Genomic DNA, 21,327 nt, shown 5'->3' with positions numbered 1-21,327 from the left:
TAATCTCGATACCTGTGAGCGACGAGCAGACACCACAGGATTCCCGACCATCTCAGGACGCCGACGCGTTGCGTGCAGCCATCGTGGAACGCTTCGGTTCGCCCGCAAGCGGTGTGGGGTCGACGATCGAGGTCGTCGAGTCGACGGGGTCGACCAACGCCGATCTCGCAGCGCGTGCGGGGGAGCCGGGGATCGTCGGAACCGTGCGCATCACTACCGACCAGACGTCGGGGCGCGGTAGGCACGCGCGGGTGTGGTCGGCTCCCGCGGGAGGGCAGGTGGCCATCTCGGTGGCGCTCGACGCGGGCGATCAGACCGAGCAGCTGGGCTGGTTGTCGTTGGCGACGGGGGTGGCCGCGGCGTCGGCCATCGAGTCGGCAACGGGCGTACGTCCCACACTCAAGTGGCCCAACGACGTGCTCGTCGACGGGAAAAAGGTGGCGGGCATCCTCGCCGAGTACATCCCGGCGTCGACGGGCGGGGTGGTGGTGGTCGGGATCGGAATCAACACCGGCATGACCGCCGACGAGCTTCCGGTGCCGACGGCCACGAGCCTGCGGGTGGAAAGCGGCCGCCCGGTCGACGTTGCCGCACTGGTGGCGGAGTACCTGCGGGCGCTGGCCGACGCGCCGTGGCCCGACGACATCGCCGAGGTCGCGCGACGTTATCGAGATCGCTGCGACACGCTCGGGCGTCGTGTTCGGCTCTCGCTGCCGGGGGACCGCGATGTCGAGGGTGTTGCCGACGACATCGACGAGCAGGGGCGGATCACAGTGCGCACCGATGACGGCCAGAAATTCACGGCCGCCGCGGGCGACGTGCTGCACCTGCGTCCCGCGCAGGACTGAGCACAGTTCCGACGGAATTCAGTGCCTGCGGAGTTCAGTGTCTGCGGAGTTCAGCGCCCACGGATTCAGCGCTGGATGCTCTTCTCGCCCATTGCGGGGATCAGCGACAGCACCGGGAGTCCGATGACGAGATGGACCACGGCCGTACCGATCCCGGTGGATATCTGCGCCGACAGCACAAGCGGGATGATCACCGCTGCGGCGATCAGTAGCCCGACGATCCAGCGGTAGAACTGGTTGGGCGACGGGGTCGTCAGGTAGAGGACGTACCAGAGGGCGCCGCCCGCGAGTGCGCACAGGAATCCGGTGATCGCGAACCAATACTCGTCCTGCGCGAGTGGGTTCCAGACGCCGAGATTGCCCGCCTCGTTGACGCGTTGGGCGATGGCCCGGATGATCCACGCCACCAGCCAGGCGGCCAGGCCGGTCACGACGCCCGTCATCACGACGCCGCCCGCGTAGAGACCCGCGTTGATGTTCGGTCGTTGACGCTGCTTGGGCTGGTTCGGGTACGAGCCCGCGGCGGCGTATCTCGGGTCGGACTGGCCGGAGCTGTAGCGAGGGTCGCCGGGCTGCTGATTGCCGTATTGCTGCTGGTACCGATCGGTCGGCTGGCTGTAGGCACGCGACTGCGGCGAGTAGCCGGTCTCGTAGCGCGCCGTTCCCTGATCCCTGGGGTCCTGATCTCGGGGGTCGCGGGGGTCGCGGTAGCTCATGGTTCTCCTGACCTGTTGCGCGTCGTGTGCACGCAGTCTACCGAGCGGGCGGCAGGAGCCGGGCCGGGTTGACCGACCGCCCGTTCATCTGCGGATATGCTGAGATTCATGTCGTTTCCCAGGGACAACCTCGCGAGTGGTGAGCGCGTCGTCGTGCATCACCACCCGCACTGGAAGTGTCTGATCGGCCCGTTCTCGATCTTCATCGTGTGCACAGGACTCGCAGGACTCGCGGCGGGGGCGATCGGGGCGTCGACGATGAACACGACGCTCGCGCTGATTCTCAACATCGTTGTCGCGGCGTGCTGGGTCGCTGCCGCGGTCTGGTTCTTCGTCCGTCCGCTCATCGCATGGAAATCGACTCACTTCGTACTCACCGACCGTCGCGTGATCTTCCGCAGGGGAGTGCTCACCCGCTCGGGTATCGACATTCCCATCCGACGGATCAACACCGTCGAATTTCGACACGGACTCCTCGACCGCATGCTGCGCACCGGCACCCTGGTCATCGAGTCGGCGTCCGACGAACCGCTCCTGTTCGACGACGTGCCGCAGGTCGAACGGGTGCATTCGCTGCTGTATCACGAGGTGCTCGACGAACACGAGGATGACTTCGGCGACCGCTTTGACCTGGCCGACAGACACGAGGGTCGCCGACACGACGGCGACTCCGCGTACTCTCGCCGCGTGGAGGTCGACAGGCGATGACGGACGTATTGCTGGCAGAAGACGACGCGGCGATCGCCGAACCGCTGGCGCGTGCGCTCGCCCGCGAGGGCTACGGATGCGACGTCGTCGGGACGGGATCGGCTGCGCTCGAGCAGGCCCGCGATCAACGCTATGAGTTGCTCATCCTCGACCTCGGGCTTCCGGAGATCGACGGACTCGAGGTGTGTCGGCGCGTGCGCGTCGAACGTCCCGAGCTCGCGGTGTTGATGCTGACCGCGCGCACCGACGAGGTCGATTTCGTCGTCGGACTCGACGCGGGCGCCGACGACTACGTGGGCAAGCCCTTCCGGTTGGCCGAACTGCTCGCGCGGGTGCGCGCGCTGCTGCGGCGACGGCAGACCGTCGACGTCGTGCTCACCGGCGGCGACGTCCAACTCGACGCGCGCGGGCGGCGGGTGCTCGTCAACGGAGAAGACCTGGTGCTCGCGAACCGCGAGTTCGATCTGCTGCGCTTCCTCATGGAGCGTGCCGGTGAGGTGGTGTCGCGCGACGAGATCCTGACCGAGGTGTGGGGTTCTGCGGACCTGCGTTCGTCGAAGACCCTCGACATGCACATCTCCTGGTTGCGTCGCAAGATCGGCGACGACCGTCACGACCGACCGCGCCACATCGTGACGGTGCGCGGCGTCGGCTTTCGGTTCGACGCCTAGGGAGAGACCTTCCAGTGCGCCGTCGAATCCTCTACACGATGATCGCCATGCTCATGGCGGTCGGCGCGCTGCTGGGAATCCCGCTCAGCGTCATCGCATGGTGGTGGGTGGCCGACAGCGCGCACCAGTTGATGGATTCGCGTCTGAAGACGATCTCCGATCAGATCATCCGCCAGGCGGAGATGGGCGAACACCTCAACAACGCGGCCATCGACTCGGAGTCGATTCGGCTCATGCTTCCCGAGGACGGCAGGCTCACCCTGCGCTATCAGGACGCCAACGGTAGGCGGGCCATCACGTCGATCGGCGCCGACATCACCGGCGCGACGATGTCGGATTCGATCGGCCTCGGCGCTGCGGGCACGTTGATTCTCGAGATCCCGATGGACAGCGTCCGCAGCGACCAACTCGCCGCTGTCGGCATCGTCTGCCTCGTGGTCGCGGGATCGATGGCCGCCGGCACCGTCGCGGCTGCGGTGACGGCCGGGCGCATCGCCGACCCTCTCATCGACCTCGCCGACCGTTCGGAGGCCATGGCTCGCGGCGACTTCCGGTCGCGGTGGAAGACCTACGGTATCGACGAGCTCGACCGCGTCTCGCGCGCGCTGGGCGACGCGAACGCCGAGATCGCACTGCGGCTCGAACGCGAGGGCGAGATCGTCGGCGATGTCTCGCATCAGATTCGATCGCGCCTCACCGCGATCCAACTGCGACTCGACGAACTCTCGCTGCACGACGATCCGGCCGTCGTGAGCGAGGCCGAAGCCGCGCTCGGGCAGGTTGAGCGTCTCGCCGCGGAACTCGACGAACTCGTTGCGGCCTCACGCGACGAACCGGTACAACCCCACAGCATCGACGTGTCGTCGCTGATCATGACCCTTGTCGGTGACTTCGATCAGGCCTTCACCGCCGAGGGCCGCACGTTGGCCGCATCATTCTCCGGCGACGCGATTGCGCGCAGCGCCGGTCCCGGTCGGCTGCGGGAAGCGGTCAGCGTGCTCGTCGACAACGCGCTACAGCACGGCAGCGGGGAGTGTCGAATCTCCGTCAGCGACCTCAAAGGCGACATGTTGCGCATCACCGTGTCCGACGAGGGCCCCGGCGTCGCCGACGACGTGGCGACCGACATCTTCCGCCGAGGGTTCTCCGGCGGCGCGGGCAACGGTGTCGGACTCTCACTCGCCCGAGCACTCGTCGAGGCCGACGGCGGACGACTCGAACTCACGTCGCGACGGCCGCCGGTGTTCGCGATCGTGGTGCCCGCGGCCGACCACGAGAACGCCCGACCCCAGGGCGCCGGTGCATCGTCGACGTCGCGCGATGTCGGCGCACGGGTGGGGCTGCGGCGCGACCGGGTACCTCATCGGTGACGTGGGTGGATGCCCATTGCATGGTCGGTGAAGCGGCAGTCACGCCGGCCATGCCACGATGTATCGCGTGACTGCCCGAGATCCAGATACCGGCGCAAACGCCGCGGCACCGCCCGATGCGGCCGCCCGAGCGATTCCCGAACGCGACATCTTGCCGACCGTGACGATGATCGGTGGTGGTCAGCTCGCCCGGATGACTCACCAGGCCTCGATCGCGCTCGGCGAGTGTCTGCGCGTGCTCGCCGCGAGTGCGACAGATCCCGCCGCCCAGGTCAGTGCGGACGTCGTGCTCGGCTCGCACGACGATCTCGACGATCTCCGACGCGCCGCCACTGGTGCGGTGGCGCTGACCTTCGACCACGAGGGGGTGCCCCTCGAGCATCTTCGGGTGCTGGAGTCCGAGGGCGTCGCGGTGCGGCCACCGTCGGCCGCGCTGGTGTTCGCGCAGGACAAGCGGGCGATGCGGGTGAAGCTGAGCGAATTGGGGCTACCTGTACCCGATTTCGCCGACCTCGCAGGTGACCTCGGACTGGCTCGCGGCCGACTCGTCGAATTCGGTGAACGGCACGGCTGGAACATCGTGTTGAAGGCCGTACGCGGCGGATACGACGGACGTGGCGTGTGGATCGTCGACAACGGGCCGGACGCGCTCGCGGTGTTCGACGAGCAGTTCGCTGCCGGCGTCGACCTGATCGCCGAGGAAAAGGTGCAGATGCGCCGCGAACTGTCGGCGATGATCGCGCGCTCGCCGTTCGGGCAGGGTGGCGCATGGCCTGTGGTCGAGACCGTGCAGCGTCGGGGACAGTGCGCGGTGGTCATCGCTCCCGCACCGGATCTGAGTGCCGAGACCGCCGAACGTGCACAGGAGATGTCGCTGCGGCTGGCATCGGAACTCGGCGTCGTCGGTGTGATGGCGATGGAACTCTTCGAGACCACCGACGGCGAGCTGCTGGTCAACGAGCTCGCGATGCGTCCACACAACAGTGGCCACTGGACGATGGACGGGGCTGTGACGTCGCAGTTCGAACAGCACCTCCGGGCCGTTCTCGACTACCCGCTCGGCGACACCTCGCCGCGCGCCGAGGTGACCGTGATGGCCAACATCCTCGGCGCACCACAGGCGCCGGAGATGTCGATGGATGAGCGCACCCACCATCTGATGGCACGCATGCCCGACGCGCGAATTCACCTGTACGGAAAGGGAGAACGCGCCGATCGGAAGATCGGCCATGTCAACATCGTGGGGAAGCCGGGCGAGGATGGCGCTGCGGTTCGCGAGCGTGCCGAGCGCGCGGCGCACTGGATGTCACACGCCGAGTGGACGGACGGTTGGGACCCGCATTCATGAACGACGAATCCGTGAACGACGAGACCGTGAACGACGAAACGACAGGCGACCTGGTGGACCACGAGACAGACACGACCGAGGCTGGGGCAACGGAGACCGCGGCAGCGGAGGCTGGGACAACGGAGACTGGGACGACCCAGGCAGGCGCTACATCTGCGCCGGACGTGGCCGGCGAGTCCGGCGCCGCTCCCGAGTCCGACACCGCCACGGAGGCGGGCGCCGCTTTTGAAACCGGCACCGCTTTTGAAGCCGAGCCGGCGTCGCCGCCGATCCGCAGCCGGGCCCGCGTCGGACTGATCATGGGCAGCGACTCGGACTGGCCGACGATGGAGGCCGCGGCCGAAGCGCTCGCGGAGTTCGACGTCCCGTTCGAGGTCGGTGTCGTGTCGGCGCATCGCACCCCGCAGCGCATGCTCGACTACGCGAAGTCGGCTGCGGGCGAGGGCATCGAGGTCATCATTGCGGGCGCGGGAGGCGCGGCACATCTCCCGGGAATGGTCGCCGCTGCCACCCCGCTGCCCGTCATCGGTGTGCCGGTACCGCTGCGCTACCTCGACGGCATGGACTCGCTGCTGTCCATCGTGCAGATGCCCGCTGGCGTCCCGGTGGCGACCGTGTCGGTGGGCGGCGCGCGCAACGCGGGGCTGCTCGCGGTACGCATCCTCGGTTCATCCGACCCCGTGCTGCGGGCACGCATGGAGGCCTTCCAGCGTGGACTCGAACAACTTGTGCTCGACAAGGACGCCGCCCTGCGTCAGCGGCTGCTCGGCGGCGACTGAGAAGCTGGGCTGACCAGCTACTGATCAGCGGCTACTGATCGTCCGCGACCGGCTTGGTGATCCCGAGCCGCTCGGCGAAGAAGTCGAGTACCGCGACCAGGGCGTCGTGCGTCGGTTCGCCCGGAACGTCGACGAGGTCGTTGGTGAGCGCGGAATGCGGTGTCGGCAACGGTGATTCCGGATTGGCCGCCGAATCGGGCAGTTCGATCGCGAGGAATGCGTCGCCGAGGACTTCGCGTAGGAACCGAAAGCGCGACGGTGGCGACATCCGATCGCCCTCGAATCGCACGCCCATGACGTCGAGTCCGCGTGCGCACCGTCCGACGACCGTTGCGAGGTCGTCGTCGGAGATGTCGAGTGATCGTGCACGACGGGGGCTGATCGCGAACGGCAGCGACGGTTGAGCCAGGACGGGCGCAAGGATGCGTTCGTCGGTGGCCATCGCGAGGGCGAACCCGCCGGTGAAGCACATGCCGATCGCGCCGACACCTGGCCCGCCGCAGCGCTGGTGTTCCTCGGCGGCCAATGCCCGCATCCACTCGACGGCAGGTGAGGTCCTGCCCGTCGCCAGGATCGTGAAATCCCTGCTGATGCAGGCGCGTCCCATCGTGCCGAGCATGTTCGACGCGCCCCGATGACCCCGAGATTCGACGGTGACGGGTCCTGACCGTCGACACCGTAGATCGACGGCATGACCGCGGTTGCTCCGATACCCGCGACCCGTCTGGCGCAGTCGGCGACGGCGGGACTGATACCGGGCATCTCGGTGATGATGATCACGGCGGGTCCCTCGCCGATGCTGTGGACGCGGCGAGGGGTGCCGTGGTGGGTTGCGATCCGTACGTCGAAGTCGGAGAGCGGGTCGTCGGCGGTGTGTCGGGTCACCGCGACGTGCCTGTCGACCACGCCTCGCGTCCGTCAGGGGCGACGAGGGTGCCCTGGAGTGCCCACTCGAACGCGCGGCCTGCGAGACCGGCTGCGAGCGGAAGGTCGGGTGAGTCGGCGGGAATGATGGTGGGCCGGACCAGTGTGTACTGCTTGCCTTTTCGAGTGATCCCGGCCGAGCCCGCGGCGAGCGTGTTACGTACCCAGTCGGTGTCGCGCCCGTAGGTCAGGATGATGTAGATCTTCTTTTCGTCGCCCGTCTCACTGACCCACGCGAGCACCGGGTTCGAGTAGATTCGCCCACTCTTGCGTCCGACGTGATGGATCATTGCCCACGGCGCCAGATAGGGCGCCCAGCGTCGTTGCAGGGGATTGGTGATCTTCTTGTTGGCGCGGGCCAACCAGTCGGGTAGCTGCATGTGGCCCACTCTGCCGCATGAGGCGCCCGCCGTGAACCACTCCGGAACAAGTGTTCACCTCGAGGGCGTCGTGGTCAGTCGAGAACGACGTCTGCGCGCTCGGAGGCCGCACGCGCCGCAAGGTCGGTGTCGGGGGTCGGGGAGACCCACACGAGACTGGCGCCGACGCTCAGCGGCGCGATGAGATTACTCAGAATGCCTGCACCCGTGCGCCATTCACGTGTCGAGAGCACCCGGCTGTGTGCGGAGACCCCGTCGGCGGATGCTGTGGCCGATGCGGTGGCGAGGATGTCGGCCGCAGGGGCGCCGTCGAGCGCAGGCCCCGAATATCGAGGCGGCGAGTATTGATCGCCGTGCACGCGGACCGCCGACGCATAGTCGGTGACCCCCGGTGGAAGGTCGCCGACGCCGAGCGCGAACGGATCGAGCGAGGCGACGACGAGTTCGTCGGCGTCGGGGTGCTCGTCGATTCCCGCGGCGCTGGTGAACGCGACCCGCGGGACGTCGACCTCGGTGGTGACATGCACATGCGCGCCTGCCCACCACGCGCCCAACAGGATTGCGGCGCTCTGCCAGTGTTCGGGCAGATCGACGACGACGTCGTCGCCGGGTGCGAGACCGAGTTCGACGACGAGATAGTTGGCGGTCTTCGCCGCCCAGTTGCCCAGCGTCGCACCCGACAACTCGGTGCGTTCGCCGGTGTGGTCGTCGTAGTAGGTGAGCAGTGGGCGGGCCCAGTCGTCGATACGCCCGAGCAGGGAGGTGGTCAGCGTGTCGTCGGCCATCAGTTCACACACACCGGTCCGTCGGTACCCGCCGTGATCGGTGGGGCGTTGTTGCCCACGCGCTCGCTGGCGGGTGTGTTGTTGGTCTGTGGTCCGGTGTCGTTGATCGATCCCGGACCGGCAAAGGTGTTGGTGAGCACCAACTTCAGGTGATGCTCGTCGAGGTCTGGTTGCGCCTCGACGCGCACCGCACGCAGATCCTTCGCGAGCAACTGTGCGCCGGGGTTGTCGGCGCTGTGTGCGTAGATCACCGAGTCCTTGATGTCGGCGGGCGTGCTGCTGGTCTTGCCCGCCTGGAATCCCTTGTTGGTCAAGATGTTCGAGACGTTGCTCGCCAGTCCGTCGATGGTGCCCGCGTTGTCGACGTCGACGGTGTAGTCGCCGCGTCGTGATTGTGACTTGGACGCACCGTCGTTGAGTAGATTGCTGGTGAAGGTGTGCACGGCATTGGGGTCGACCGTCACGACGCTCTGCTGTCCGTCTTCGCTCCAGCCCTGTTCGTCGAGCACGGGAATGGTGGCGAACTTGACGCGCCCGCCGCTGAGATCCTTGAGCTGCTCGGCGAATTGCACGACGTTCCAGTCGTCGTCGATCACCACGGAGCGCGACACGGCGTTCTCGAGGTCGTCCAACTTCGACGGATCGGTGAGGGTGTGCGCCGAGAGGATTTTCTGCGTCAGCGATGCCATGTAGACCTGCTGGCGGGTGATGCGGTCGAGATCACCGCGGGGGAGCTCGTGGCGTTGGCGGACGAAGCTCAATGCCTGTGGGCCATTGAGGGTTTGGCGTCCGGCCTTGAAACGCGCACCCGAAAGCGGTTCGTTCACAGCATCTTTGAGGCATACCTCGACACCACCGACCGCCTTGGTCAGCAACGCGAAGCCGAGCAGGCCGACCTCGGCGTAGTGATCGACCTTGACGCCGGTGAGGTCGGCAACCGTGTCGATGAGCGCCTTGCGGCCAGCGAGGGTGCCCTCGCGCTCGGCGTCTTCTTCGGGCTTGCCCGCTTCGACTGCTCGTTGGCGCGCACCCTCGCGGGTGGTGCCGTACGCGGCGTTGATCTTCGACATCCCGATACCGGGGACCGACACGTACGAGTCGCGTGGGATCGAGATGGCCGTGGCCGACGATCCGTCGTTGGGGATGCGAATGAGCAGGATGGTGTCGGTGTTGGTGGAGATGTCGTCGCCTGCCCGCAGCCACTTGAGTTCCTCGGACGACAGCGGGTTGCCCTTGGCGTCCGTGCGGGAATCGGTGCCGACCAGCAGGATGTCGGTTGCGCCGTCGTCGCCTCCGCCGAGACCGAGGCCACCGAGCTGGGTGATCTTCGACGTCAGTCCGTTGACGCTGCTCCACGCGTACCCGGTGCAGACCAGGACGGCGACGGAGACCAGCGCGATCAGTCCGCGCCCCCAGGCTTTGCGTCCGAAGCCGCCGACGGCCGCGAGGGTTCCGCGGGCGGGCGGATGTGGATCCTGGTTCGGGGTCTTCTGGTCGGGAGTCTTCTGGTCCGGTGTGTTGGGGAGGGTGGCCGAGTTCTTGGTGTGAATCTCGCCGGAGCGACGCTGCCGCGGCCGTCGCTTGACACCTGGCTCCGCGGGTGTGCCGACCTCGTCAGCGGCCGCGGCGGTCCGGCGTGAGGTCGGTGCTTGCCGAGGCGGCTGCGGCGTACGCGGGCGCTGACCGTCGGGACCTTGTCGACGAGTCGCCTCGGGATTGCCCCGACGCTCGCCGGTCCGCTGACGCTCCGAAGTCCGCTGGCCCGTACTCCGCTGACGCTCCGAAGTCCGCTGGCCCGTACTCCGTCGGCGCGGATCTCCGGCGCCTTCGCGACGCGGCGCGTCTGATGGCGCGCCGTCGGGGCGGGGCCGTTTCGGGCGGGTCGCGCGTTGCTCGTCGTGCGCGTCCTGGGCTGGGCGTCGGGGATGGGCTGCCCGGGACTCGTCGTGCGCGTCCGAGGTTGGGCGTCGAGGGCCGCTGGGCCGCCGACGCGCGCCTTCGGGTCGTGACTCCACGAGTGGTCAGGTCCTTTGCGATCGTCGAATTCGGCGTTCGGCTCCCGACTCAAGGGATCGCGTCCCGTTCCCCGCGGGACGCATGTGAATGCCGTTATTCAAGAGGTTGACGTTACTGAAGTTGTTGTACTGACGTCAGGCTACTGAAGTGGCGCCCAATATCGCGGTTGCAACGCCGACGCGATCTCGTCGTCGGAGGTCTGCGTGACGTGACGATCGACACCCCGTGTGTCGGGTCACGTGCGCGAGGCTGTGATCAGTGCGGCACGATGAGGCCATGCACAGGGGCGACGACGTAGATGAGGGACCCGCCGCGGGACCATCGGACAGCGGTAGCGCACCGAAAGCGCGCACGGTGTGGATCGTCGGAGCGGGCGGTCAGCTCGGCGCGGCGCTGCTCGAATCTGCACGCAGACCGCCGCACGTGCGCGCGCTGACGTCGCGCGACATCGACATCTCCGACGCCGCGTCGGTCGGGCGGGCGCTCGCCGACCTCGACGTCGGGGATGTCGTGGTCAATTGCGCGGCCTACACCAACGTCGACGCCGCGGAGTCCGATCGCGAACGTGCCGCCGCGGTCAACGCCAGCGGCCCGGCAAATTTGGCGACGCAGACCGCCGGAGCCGGCGCGTGGCTGATCCACATCTCCACCGACTACGTCTTCGGTGGGGCTGCCCGGGGCCGCCCCACCGAGGGCGAGACGCGGCCCGCGCCGCGGACCACGCCATACGAAGCGATCATGATCGACGACGGTCCCGCCCCCGAAACCGTGTACGGCGCAACAAAACTCGAGGGCGAGCGTGCTGCGCGAGCCGCCGATCCGACCGCCACGATCGTGCGCACCGCCTGGGTGTACACCGGAGGCCGCGACAGCCCCGACTTCGTCGGCACGATGCGCCGTCTCGAGGCGACGCGCGGTGCGATCACCGTCGTCGACGACCAGACCGGTTCACCGACCTACGTGCGCGACCTCGCCGACGGCCTGTGGGAATTGGCGGCACGCGTCGGCGACGACGCCGTGACCGGGGCGGTGCTGCACGCCACCAACACGGGTGCCGCCACGTGGTTCGACGTCGCGCAGGCCGTCTTCGCGGACGTGGGTGCCGACCCGGCGCGGGTATCGCCCGTGACCACAGACGAGTTCCCGCGGCCCGCACCGCGGCCGGCCTATTCGGTCCTCGACGCGTCGTCCTGGGCAGGCGCGGGGCTGACTCCGCTGCGGGGATGGCGGGATGCGCTGGCCGCGGCGATCTCGGAACCCGGCGTCGGCGACGAGTGAGGTTCCGCTGATCGGCAGACCACTGTGACGAACGCGGGAGGACGCACCCGGGAGGGACGTCGGGGATCCTGCCTGCCGTTCGTTACCCTGACCGGGTGACTTCTGCCCTCGGTGTCGTGACGGTGACCTACTGGTCCGGCGGCCACGTGGAGACCTTCTTGAAGAGTCTCGACCACGCGACCTCCGCTGTACCCCGCGTCATCATCGCCGACAACGGCTCCGGCGACGGCGCGCCCGAGGCCGCCGCCCGCGACCACGACAACGTGACGTTGGTGCACACCGGCGGCAATATCGGCTACGGCGGAGGCATCAACAGGGCGGTTGCCGAACTCGGCGCCGACGTCGACTTCATCGTGATCGCAAACCCCGACGTCGAGTGGTCGCCGGGTGCGATCGACGAATTGGTCGCAGCCGCCGCACGGTGGCCGCGGGCCGGCGCGCTGGGACCCCTGATCTACGAACCGGACGGTTCGGTGTACCCGTCGGCACGCAGTGTCCCGAGCCTGGTCTCGGGAACGGGTCATGCGCTGCTCGGGACCGTGTGGAAGTCGAATCCGTGGACGGCGGCCTACCGCGCCGACGACGTCGCGCCGAGCGAACGGCCCGTCGGGTGGCTGTCGGGATCGTGCCTGCTGGTGCGCCGCGAGGCGTTCGAGGCGATCGGTGGCTTCGACGAGCGGTACTTCATGTACATGGAAGACGTCGACCTCGGTGATCGGCTCGGCAAAGCCGGATGGCTCAACCTGTACGTGCCGGGCGCCGAGGTCACTCACACCAAGGGCCACAGCGCAGGTCGCGACCCCGGCGCGATGCTGCCCGCACACCATCGCAGCGCTTACATGTTCCAGGCTGATCGCAACCAGGGACTGCTGCGCGCACCGCTGCGCCTCGCCCTGCGGCTCGGACTCGCTGTTCGCTCTCGCCTCGCAGTCCGCGCTGCGGGGCGCGCCCTGATCGATGATGATGATTCGACCCACCCGAGAGGACACGACCAGTGACCGGATTCACCGTGCCGAGCACGGCCACGTCGACTTCCGCGCCCAGTGCCGACGTCGACATGTCGAAGACCCAGGCGGTGATCCTCGTCGGCGGTAAGGGCACACGGCTGCGCCCGCTGACGCTGTCGGCGCCCAAACCGATGCTGCCCGTCGCAGGCCTGCCCTTCCTCACCCATATGTTGTCGCGAATCCGCGCTGCAGGGATCACCGACGTCGTACTCAGCACCTCTTTCAAGGCGAGTGTGTTCTCGGAGTACTACGGCGATGGCTCGAAGCTCGATCTGAGCCTTCGCTACGTGACCGAGGACGAGCCGCTCGGCACCGGCGGTGGCATCCGCAATGTGCTCGATCTGCTCACCGCCCAGGACATCGTGGTGTTCAACGGCGACGTGCTCAGCGGAACCGACATCAGCCAGGTGGTCGCGACACACCAGAGCACCGAGGCCGATGTCACGCTGCATCTTGTGCGCGTCGGTGATCCGCGTGCCTACGGCTCCGTGCCCACCGACGAGAACGGGAGGGTCACGGCGTTCCTGGAGAAGACCCAGGACCCGCCCACCGATCAGATCAACGCGGGCACCTATGTGTTCCGCCGCGAGGTCATCGAGCAGATCCCCGCGGGCCGCGAGGTGTCTGTGGAGCGCGAGGTGTTCCCGCGCCTACTGGCCGAAGGCAAGCGCGTCCAGGCCTACGTCGACAACACCTACTGGCGTGACATGGGTACGCCGGAAGACTTCGTGCGGGGCTCGGCCGACCTCGTGCGCGGAATCGCGCCCTCGCCTGCTCTGGGTGACCGTCACGGTGAGTCGTTGGTCCACGAGGGCGCGGGCGTTGCGCCCGGTGCCGTCCTCGTCGGCGGAACCGTCGTGGGTCGCGGCTGCGAGGTCGGCCCACGTGCCCGACTCGACGGCGCGGTGCTGTTCGACGGCTCGGTCGTCGAAGCGGGTGCGGTCGTCGAGCGCAGCATCGTCGGCAAGGGTGCGCGTATCGGCCCGCGTGCGCTCATCCGCGACACCGTCATCGGCGACGGCGCAGAGGTCGGCGCGCGGTGTGAACTACTGCGCGGCGCGCGCGTGTGGCCGGGAGTGCAACTGCCCGACGGCGGCGTCCGCTTCTCCACCGACGTCTGAGAGTCCGTCGAGTTCGTCAGCGGGCTTTCGCCGCTGCGAGTACCTGTCAGCGGGCTTTCGCCGCTGCGAGTACACCGCCTCCGAGGGGAACGACGACGGGCAGCAACTGATCGTCGTCGGCGATGCGCAACGCGGCGGCTCGTGCTGCGCTCGTCACCGGGTCGGTGCGCGTCGGGTCGCCGACCGCTCCCGACGCCGTGGCGTTGTGTACGACGACCACACCGCCCGGCCGCAACATCCGGACGGCCTCGTCGACGAAGGTCGGGAGGTCGATCAGCGGACCGTCGATGAAGACGAGGTCGTAGGAACCGTCGGACAGCCGCGGCAACACCTCACGCGGAGTGCCGTTGATCAGCCGGGTCCTGCCGGGCGGAATGTCGGCGCCTGCGAAAGACGCGCGCGCAGCTCGGTGGTGTTCGGGTTCAGGGTCGATGGTGGTGAGGACCCCGTCGCCCGACATCCCGTTGAGGAGCCAGAGGCCACTGACCCCCGTACCGGTCCCGATCTCGGCGACGGCGTGTGCGTCGCACGAGCGAGCCAGCAACGCCAGCAGTGCACCCACCGCCGGGCTGACGGGATCGGTCCCCAGTTCCTCTGCGCGTGCCCGCGCGGCGGCCAGCGCGTCGTCTTCGACGATCGCCGATTCGGCGTAGTCGATCAGGGCCGCGGCAGCGGCATCGGTACCGGTGGGTGCATCGGTCATTCCATGAGATTAGGCCGCGCACTGCCCTCGATGTCAGTGGCACGCCCGATTCGGGTGTTCACGGGGGTCGACGCGCCGCAAAATTGACCCATCCGAATCGTCGCGGGCTCCGACGTACTTCTGTGACGACGTGCTCGGCAGGGAAGACCTACTCGGCGAGTACGTCTCAGCGAAGACTTACTCAGTGAAACCTCAGCCGCCTCACACTGCGACCACACCGCGATGGGAGAAGGTGAGACAACAGCACGGGCGCGGTGGTCGGAATAGCCGTCGATGCGCAGGTGTTCAAGATAGCGAATTCGTGTCGAATCGGACTTGTGCCGCTCGACAGTCAAAGAAGGGAACCGGCCACACGCGATGACTGATCCCCAGGCGTCCACCACCGCAGAACTGAATACGGGAGTCGAGACGATCGACGTCATCCCCTCGGGGACCGCAGGCTTCGACGCGACCGGCGACGAGTTCTTGATGCCGACGTGGGACGAGTTGGTCCGTGAGCACGCTGACCGCGTGTATCGGCTGGCCTACCGCCTGTCGGGCAATCAGCACGACGCCGAGGATCTGACGCAGGAAACCTTCATCAGGGTGTTCCGTTCGCTGTCGAATTACCGGCCGGGCACGTTCGAGGGCTGGCTGCACCGCATCACGACCAACCTCTTCCTCGACATGGTTCGTCGTCGCAATAAGATCCGTATGGAGGCGCTGCCCGAGGAGTACGACCGTGTCCCCGGCGACACGCCCGATCCCCAGCAGATCTACGCCGACGCCAATCTCGACCCGGACCTCCAGGCGGCACTCGACTCGCTGACCCCCGATTTTCGCGCCGCAGTCGTCCTCTGCGATATCGAGGGACTGTCCTATGAGGAGATCGCCGCGACGCTCGGCGTCAAGCTCGGTACCGTGCGCAGTCGTATCCACCGGGGAAGGCAGACGATCCGTGATTACCTCGCGGCTCGTGGCCACGACAATCGACGCTCGGTAGCCGTCGGAAGCTGACGTTTTCACCCGTTTCGGGAACCCCGGGCACCGTCGTGCCGTTTGGGATTCGGATAGGCTGTGGTGCCGGCACGGGCCCGCAGCGCCCTCCGTCTCGCGGACCCGACCGGTTCGCCCACGGAGACCGACCTGTGAAGAGGGGTGAATCACACATGATGGACGGCCGACGGGATCGACGAGATTCCGCAGCGGACGCCGACAAACGAGCGCACGTCGACAACAGCCCGCCTGCTGACGGTGGGTTTGCTGATGGGGCGTTTGCTGATGGGGCACCTCACGTCGACACCGCCGGGCACGCCGACGGTGTGGTTGCATCGCCGGGCATGCGGGGCCGGAGACGTTCTCCGTGGAACCCCGCCACATGGTCGCCCGCAACGTCGTCCTTCGCGCCCAACCCCGCTTTCCGACGCCCCCGTCCGCGTCGATTCGCATCAACCGAGCATCTCGCACCCGAGGCCGTCGCGGCGTTTGTCGACGGCGAGCTGGGCATGACTGCGCATGTGCGGGCGACCCACCACCTCGCGCTGTGCCGTGAATGCATGGATGCCGTCGACGCACAACTCGATGCCCGCACCAGGTTGCGCCATTCCGGCACCGTGGCATTGCCGGCTGATCTGCTCGGCCAATTGAGCCAGATCCCCACGCGTGAGATAGATATGACAGGCATGCATGACCGCCGCGAACGTGGCCGCAGAGAGCAGAGCCATCGCGAACAGGGCTCCAGAGAACAGGGCCGCCGCGAAGAGGGACGCCGCGAACAGGGACGCACTGCCGGCACGCTCGGTCCCAACAACTTTCATGCGAACCCGTTTCCGGATGGACGTTTCCATGGGCCCTGTGCCACCCCCGGACCACTCGCGGCGTCGGGCCTGCCGCCGGTGAACGCACAGGCCGACTTCGGGCACGAGTCATCGCGCCCCGCCACTGCGCCGATCGATGCGGTCAGCGGTGAGCCCGCCCGCGGGCGCCGCAACCGCTGGCGCGGGCGCTGAGTACCGGAAACCAACGCGTGGGAGCAGACGACATCGACGAGACCGCTGCCGGCGGATCGGACGGCGGTCAACGCCGTTCGCAGCCGGACGATTCACCGTTCAGCCGTGAGAACGCCGCTGCAACGGGAGGCGTGACGCCACCCGGCGATACCCAGAGCGGCGATACCCAGCGCGGCGATACCCAGCCCGGCGACGCGCACACCAGCGACGGCGCTGCGGCCCGCGGCCAGCAGCGACACGTTCCGGTGTCTCCCGCGACCGCGCAGGTCTTCGGCCGTCCCGCAGGCGTACGTGGCTCCTTCGCGACAACGCCGTCGTCGTCGGGGCCCGCTCCACAGATCGCGCCACCCGACGCGGTGCTGGCCGAAGCCTTCGGCAGGCCGGAGGGTTCCGACGAGACGCTCCAACGCGATCCACTCGCCGCGTATGGTGTCTCGACCGACGAGCCCGCTCCCGCAGATCCGTGGCGCGACCCGGAGAGCATCGCCTCCCTGGACGCGCCGGCACTCGTGGACGAGGCCGCGAGACAACCGACGGTCGCCGGTCCGAAGCTGGGCGTCAAGGATCTGCTGTTCGGTAAGCGGGTGACGTGGTACGCCCTCGCCACCCTCGCCGTGCTGGCACTGCTGATCGGGTTGGTCGGCGGACTGATCGGCCGGTTTACCGCAGAGGTCGCGGCGCCGCTGAACAGCAACACGGTGAAACTCTCGACAGGTGATGGTGGAGACGGCGGGGGAGAGCCGAAATCGGCCGTCGCGCGCGTCGCGAAGGCTGTCGAGAAATCGGTGGTGTCGGTGGATGTGCGGACCGCGAGCGCCTACGGCACCGGTTCGGGTTTCGTGATCGACTCCGCCGGTTACATCCTCACCAACAACCACGTGATCTCGATGGCTGCGAACGACCGGAGCGCCAAGCTCGAGGTTGTCTTCTCCGATCGCAACCGTGTGCCTGCCCGGATCGTCGGCCGCGACATCCACACCGATCTCGCGGTACTCAAGGTCGACAACGTGGCCAACCTGACGGTTGCCAAGATCGGCAACTCAGACAACCTGCAGATCGGTGAAGAGGTCATCGCATTCGGCTCGCCGCTGGGACTCGACCGCACTGTCACCAGCGGGATCGTCAGCGCGACGCACCGCGCGGTTCCACTCCCACCCGACGCCGAGTCGGACACCGACGCGGTGATCGACGCGATCCAGACCGATGCCGCGATCAACCCGGGCAACTCTGGTGGTCCGCTCGTCAACGAGTCAGCGGAGGTGGTCGGCATCAACACCGCCATCGCCTCGGGTGCCGGCGGCTCGATAGGTCTCGGCTTCGCCATCCCCATCAGCCAGGCCATCCCCATCGCCCAGTCGTTGATCCGTGACGGCAAGGTCAACCATCCGCAGATCGGCGTGAGCGCGAGCTCGGTCCGTAACGACCGTGTACTCGGCGCTGGCGTGCGCAATGTCGTCGCCGACGGACCCGCCGCGCAGGCGGGCGTCAAGGAGAACGACGTCATCACCTCCTTCAACGGCCGCAGCATCGAAAGCGCCGACGAATTGACGGTTGCGGTGCGCACGACGAAGATCGGTGAGCGGGTGCCGTTCACCTACTGGCGTGATGGTCGAACCTTTAACGGGTCGATCACCACTGCCAGCGACTAGCGGCGACGTTTCGGCGACAGAAGTAGGGAAGTGCCATGTTCAGCAGCATCGGTTGGGGTGAGATCCTCGTGCTGCTCGTCGCTGCGTTGGTCATTCTCGGCCCCGAGCGCCTACCCGGAGCCGTGTCGTGGACGATGCAGTCGCTGCGCAAGGCCCGCGAGTACGCGACGGGCGCCACCGATCAGCTGAAGAACGACTTCGGACCCGAGTTCGACGAGCTGCGTAAGCCGCTGTCGCAATTGAACGAGCTCCGCGGACTCACTCCGCAGTCGATGATCACCAAGCATCTCTTCGACGGCGACTCGTCGATCTTCACCAGCGGGCCGTCGTCGAACACCGTCGAGCGTGACTCGCAGACCCCGCCGATCAAGCCCGTCTCCGCGCCCGTACCCATGACCAAGGACGCCCCGAGTTCGACGACGAGTGCGTCCAGCTCTCACCAGACCCCGCGTCGGCACGACGTCGCCGATTGGGACGCCACCTGACTGTGCCCGGCAGCACTCACCTGTCGAAGTTGTGGAGCAAGTACTCGCTGAGCCGCTCTGTTGGGGCTGATTGAATAGACGTGGCACGTGCGAGTGCCACGCTCCGTCGGTGCATGTTCCCGGCCAACGCCACCTCGACGAGGCCTGACGGAGCGCGCTCGTCATGGGGGAGCAGCGCGATGCCGAGGCCGCGCGCGACGAGTTCACGTATCGTCGCGAACTCGGTGACTTCGATGCTGATCTCAGGTTCGAATCCTGCTGTACGACACCATTCTTCGGTCACCCGGCGAAGGTGGTAACTGGTCGGGTTTGCGATGAAGGGCTCTTCCGCGAGCGCTTCCAAACCAATGTTGTCCCGGTGTGCGAGTGCATGGCTGTGCGGCAGTGTCACGCAAATGTCCTGATAGCCCATGAGGCAGTGTTCGACGTCGTCTGGCGCAGGGATGACGACGGCCAGATCGAGTGCTCCGCTACGAAGTTCGTTAGTCAGCTCGTTCCCGTGTGCCTGTTTCAGGACGACATGAATTCCCGGATGCGCACGCCTGAACTGTGCCAGCAAGTCGGGCATCCGGCCTGCACCCATGGTGAGGGGGAATCCGAAACGGACAGTTCCGCGGTCAGGGTCGACGTCGTCCGACAACTCGACGAGTGCCTGGTTGAGTGCGGCGAGTGGCTCACGTATCTGCATGGCGAGTCGCTCTGCAGCAGGAGTCAGCCGCACATTGCGCCCGTCGGCGATTACCAACGGCACCTTCAGTGCCGATTGGAGTCCGTGGATTCGTCGGCTCATCGTCGATTGGGGGATACCGAGTTCGGCAGCCGCGCTGGTCATGTGACCATCGCACGACGCGAGTGCCACCAAAGCGCTCAATTGCGGCGCCAGTGAGGTCATCCACTTATCCATATTCGGATTATATTGTCTCAACTATTCATTGGACGGATCGAATTGCCCGTGATTACGTGGACTCGCAGTGACGAACACTCACTCACTTCGAGATGAAAGCCAGGTGAGCAGGATGGCGCCCGCATCCACAACCTCTTCATTCCAGTCGAACGATCGGCCCTACGATGTCGTGTTGATCGGTGGGGGGATCATGTCGGCGACGCTCGGTTCCCTACTGGCGGTCCTCGAACCCGAATGGCGCGTCGTGCTACTCGAGCGCGGCGAGTTGCTCGCCGCCGAGAGCAGCGATCCGTGGAACAACGCGGGGACAGGCCACAACGGGTTTTGTGAGCTCAACTACATGCCCAATCCCAACGACGCCACCAAGCCGTCCTTGATTGCTCGCCAGTTCCTGCAGTCACGTCAATGGTGGGCGCATCTGGTGAGTCTGGGGCTGCTGAACCCCGACACCTTCATCCACGGCGTCCCGCACATGAACGTCGTCTTCGGTGATGACGACGTCGACTACTTGCGCCGGCGATTCAGCGCATTGAAGGGCGACCCCCTCTTTGCGGCAATGGAATTCAGCGACGACCCAGAGGTCATCGAGGGGTGGGCACCGCTGGTGATGAACGGCCGCGAGCATCTCGACGACCGATGGGGTGAACCCATGGCAGCCACCTTCGAACCCGACGGCACCGACGTCGACTTCGGAGCGTTGACACGGGCACTGACGGGGATCATCACGGATCGGGGCGGAGAGGTCAATGTCGGCCACGAGGTCCGGGCGATCGATCGTGCGGAAGACGGGTCCTGGTGTATTCGTGGTCGGCGCATCGGAGAAAGCGTTGGCGCCGGGTTCGAGGTCCGTGCCGACAGGGTATTCGTGGGTGCGGGTGGGCAGGCATTGCGGCTGCTGCAGCACGCTGATCTGCCTGAGGTGCGCGGGTACGGCGTCCTGCCGGTAGGCGCTGCCTTCCTTCGGTGCTCAGCGCCCGAGGTCGTCGCTCGTCACTCCACCAAGGTGTATGGGCAAGCCGAGGTGGGTGCGCCGCCGATGTCGGTGCCCCACCTGGACAAGCGGGTGGTCGAGGGCAAGGAGTACCTGATGTTTGGGCCATACGCGACGTTCAGTACCAAGCTGCTCAAGAATGGGCGGTGGACCGACTTCTTCACCACAGTCCGGTGGCGCAACGTTGTGGTGATCATCGCCGCGGTCGTGCAAAATCTTTCGTTGGTGCGCTACCTCATCGGTCAACTCGTGTCTACACGACGTCGAAAGTTCGCCCAGCTCAGAAAGTATTTTCCCGCAGCCGACGACGCGCAGTGGGAGTTCGTCACCGCGGGACAGCGCGCCCAATTGATCACTCCCGACTCCACACGGGTAGGAGTCATTCAGCAGGGGACGGAACTGGTGCTGAGTGCTGACGGGTCGATATCCGGTCTTCTCGGCGCCTCACCGGGGGCGTCGACGGCGTTGCCGATAATGCTGGAGCTGCTTCAGCGCGGTTGGCCCGATCGGTGGCGCAATTCGTGGTCGGTGTCCATACAGGCAGCAATTCCGGCTATGGCCGAGACCGATTGGGATGTCGTCACGGCCGGACGTTTCATGGCCGAGACAGCGCACGTGCTGCGACTTGACGCTGAGGCCGTTGCGGACTAGCTACG

19 protein-coding genes and 2 pseudogenes are annotated in these 21,327 nt (G+C 66.9%); 14 read left to right on the top strand and 7 right to left on the bottom strand.

The window, feature by feature from the left end; genetic code table 11:
* Positions 1–14 precede the first annotated feature (14 nt).
* A complete protein-coding gene (locus A5777_RS02715; RefSeq protein ID WP_442903007.1) occupies positions 15–848 on the top strand; it encodes a biotin--[acetyl-CoA-carboxylase] ligase in 834 nt (277 codons plus the stop codon).
* A gap of 65 nt (positions 849–913) precedes the next feature.
* Here A5777_RS02715 and A5777_RS02710 read toward each other — a convergent pair whose 3' ends face one another.
* Entirely contained in the window at positions 914–1,564 is a 651-nt protein-coding gene (locus A5777_RS02710; RefSeq protein WP_005205811.1) for a DUF6069 family protein, read from the bottom strand.
* Positions 1,565–1,672: 108 nt separating this feature from the next.
* On the opposite strand from A5777_RS02710, the gene A5777_RS02705 reads away from it, so the two are divergent.
* The 5 genes from A5777_RS02705 (at position 1,673) to purE (ending at position 6,440) form a co-directional block, all read left to right on the top strand.
* On the top strand, positions 1,673–2,272 hold the full coding sequence (locus A5777_RS02705) for a PH domain-containing protein (protein ID WP_005205810.1): 600 nt from the start codon (positions 1,673–1,675) through the stop codon (positions 2,270–2,272).
* Complete coding sequence (locus A5777_RS02700; protein WP_005205809.1) at positions 2,269–2,943, top strand: response regulator transcription factor; 675 nt, start codon at positions 2,269–2,271, stop codon at positions 2,941–2,943. The genes A5777_RS02705 and A5777_RS02700 overlap by 4 nt, the downstream gene beginning before the upstream one ends.
* A gap of 14 nt (positions 2,944–2,957) precedes the next feature.
* Positions 2,958–4,313, top strand: coding sequence for a sensor histidine kinase (locus A5777_RS02695; protein WP_005205808.1), 1,356 nt, complete (start codon positions 2,958–2,960; stop codon positions 4,311–4,313).
* A gap of 58 nt (positions 4,314–4,371) precedes the next feature.
* Positions 4,372–5,661 carry a 5-(carboxyamino)imidazole ribonucleotide synthase gene (locus A5777_RS02690; RefSeq protein WP_005205807.1) on the top strand — a complete coding sequence of 430 codons (1,290 nt, stop codon included), beginning with the start codon at positions 4,372–4,374 and terminating at the stop codon, positions 5,659–5,661.
* Between the two features lie 269 nt (positions 5,662–5,930).
* On the top strand, positions 5,931–6,440 hold the full coding sequence (purE, locus tag A5777_RS02685) for a 5-(carboxyamino)imidazole ribonucleotide mutase (RefSeq protein WP_039855548.1): 510 nt from the start codon (positions 5,931–5,933) through the stop codon (positions 6,438–6,440).
* Positions 6,441–6,471: 31 nt separating this feature from the next.
* Here purE and A5777_RS02680 read toward each other — a convergent pair.
* The 4 genes and pseudogenes from A5777_RS02680 to A5777_RS02665 all read right to left on the bottom strand — a co-directional run bounded on the left by A5777_RS02680 (position 6,472) and on the right by A5777_RS02665 (position 10,544).
* Positions 6,472–7,325, bottom strand: a pseudogene (locus A5777_RS02680) (dienelactone hydrolase family protein).
* Positions 7,322–7,744, bottom strand: coding sequence for a nitroreductase family deazaflavin-dependent oxidoreductase (locus A5777_RS02675; RefSeq protein ID WP_064861537.1), 423 nt, complete (start codon positions 7,742–7,744; stop codon positions 7,322–7,324). The pseudogene A5777_RS02680 and the gene A5777_RS02675 overlap by 4 nt, the downstream one beginning before the upstream one ends.
* 74 nt (positions 7,745–7,818) lie before the next feature.
* A complete protein-coding gene (locus A5777_RS02670) occupies positions 7,819–8,529 on the bottom strand; it encodes a TIGR03089 family protein (RefSeq protein WP_064861536.1) in 711 nt (236 codons plus the stop codon).
* Complete coding sequence (locus A5777_RS02665) at positions 8,529–10,544, bottom strand: LCP family protein (RefSeq protein WP_064861535.1); 2,016 nt, start codon at positions 10,542–10,544, stop codon at positions 8,529–8,531. The genes A5777_RS02670 and A5777_RS02665 overlap by 1 nt, the downstream gene beginning before the upstream one ends.
* A gap of 277 nt (positions 10,545–10,821) precedes the next feature.
* On the opposite strand from A5777_RS02665, the gene rfbD reads away from it, so the two are divergent.
* The 3 genes from rfbD (at position 10,822) to A5777_RS02650 (ending at position 13,951) form a co-directional block, all read left to right on the top strand.
* Positions 10,822–11,823 carry a dTDP-4-dehydrorhamnose reductase gene (rfbD, locus tag A5777_RS02660; RefSeq protein ID WP_231894912.1) on the top strand — a complete coding sequence of 334 codons (1,002 nt, stop codon included), beginning with the start codon at positions 10,822–10,824 and terminating at the stop codon, positions 11,821–11,823.
* Between the two features lie 95 nt (positions 11,824–11,918).
* The gene (locus A5777_RS02655; protein ID WP_005205800.1) at positions 11,919–12,821 is read left to right on the top strand and encodes a glycosyltransferase family 2 protein; all 903 of its coding nucleotides are present in this window, start codon (positions 11,919–11,921) and stop codon (positions 12,819–12,821) included.
* A gap of 59 nt (positions 12,822–12,880) precedes the next feature.
* Entirely contained in the window at positions 12,881–13,951 is a 1,071-nt protein-coding gene (locus A5777_RS02650; protein WP_210734924.1) for a sugar phosphate nucleotidyltransferase, read from the top strand.
* 46 nt (positions 13,952–13,997) lie between these two features.
* On the opposite strand, the gene A5777_RS02645 is transcribed toward A5777_RS02650, so the two are convergent.
* Positions 13,998–14,654 carry an O-methyltransferase gene (locus A5777_RS02645; RefSeq protein WP_005205798.1) on the bottom strand — a complete coding sequence of 219 codons (657 nt, stop codon included), beginning with the start codon at positions 14,652–14,654 and terminating at the stop codon, positions 13,998–14,000.
* Between the two features lie 357 nt (positions 14,655–15,011).
* On the opposite strand from A5777_RS02645, the gene sigE reads away from it, so the two are divergent.
* The 4 genes and pseudogenes from sigE (at position 15,012) to tatB (ending at position 18,776) form a co-directional block, all read left to right on the top strand.
* Positions 15,012–15,650: an RNA polymerase sigma factor SigE gene (gene sigE / locus A5777_RS02640; protein ID WP_005205797.1), complete on the top strand. Its 639-nt coding sequence runs from the start codon at positions 15,012–15,014 to the stop codon at positions 15,648–15,650.
* A gap of 323 nt (positions 15,651–15,973) precedes the next feature.
* Positions 15,974–16,309 (top strand): annotated as a pseudogene (locus tag A5777_RS23935) (hypothetical protein); the annotation flags it as partial.
* Between the two features lie 350 nt (positions 16,310–16,659).
* On the top strand, positions 16,660–18,291 hold the full coding sequence (locus tag A5777_RS02630) for a trypsin-like peptidase domain-containing protein (protein ID WP_005205795.1): 1,632 nt from the start codon (positions 16,660–16,662) through the stop codon (positions 18,289–18,291).
* Positions 18,292–18,326: 35 nt separating this feature from the next.
* Entirely contained in the window at positions 18,327–18,776 is a 450-nt protein-coding gene (gene tatB / locus A5777_RS02625) for a Sec-independent protein translocase protein TatB (RefSeq protein WP_064861533.1), read from the top strand.
* 16 nt (positions 18,777–18,792) lie between these two features.
* On the opposite strand, the gene A5777_RS02620 is transcribed toward tatB, so the two are convergent.
* Positions 18,793–19,680 (bottom strand): LysR family transcriptional regulator, encoded by an 888-nt coding sequence (locus A5777_RS02620; protein WP_064861532.1) that lies wholly within the window; start codon positions 19,678–19,680, stop codon positions 18,793–18,795.
* A gap of 112 nt (positions 19,681–19,792) precedes the next feature.
* On the opposite strand from A5777_RS02620, the gene A5777_RS02615 reads away from it, so the two are divergent.
* Positions 19,793–21,322, top strand: coding sequence for a malate:quinone oxidoreductase (locus A5777_RS02615; RefSeq protein ID WP_064861531.1), 1,530 nt, complete (start codon positions 19,793–19,795; stop codon positions 21,320–21,322).
* Positions 21,323–21,327 lie beyond the last annotated feature (5 nt).

The sequence above is a fragment of the Gordonia sp. 852002-10350_SCH5691597 genome, from assembly GCF_001665715.1.
GTDB lineage: Bacteria > Actinomycetota > Actinomycetes > Mycobacteriales > Mycobacteriaceae > Gordonia > Gordonia sputi.
The sequence above is the reverse complement of the archived record's forward strand: the minus strand, read 5'-3'. Positions and strand labels throughout refer to the sequence as shown.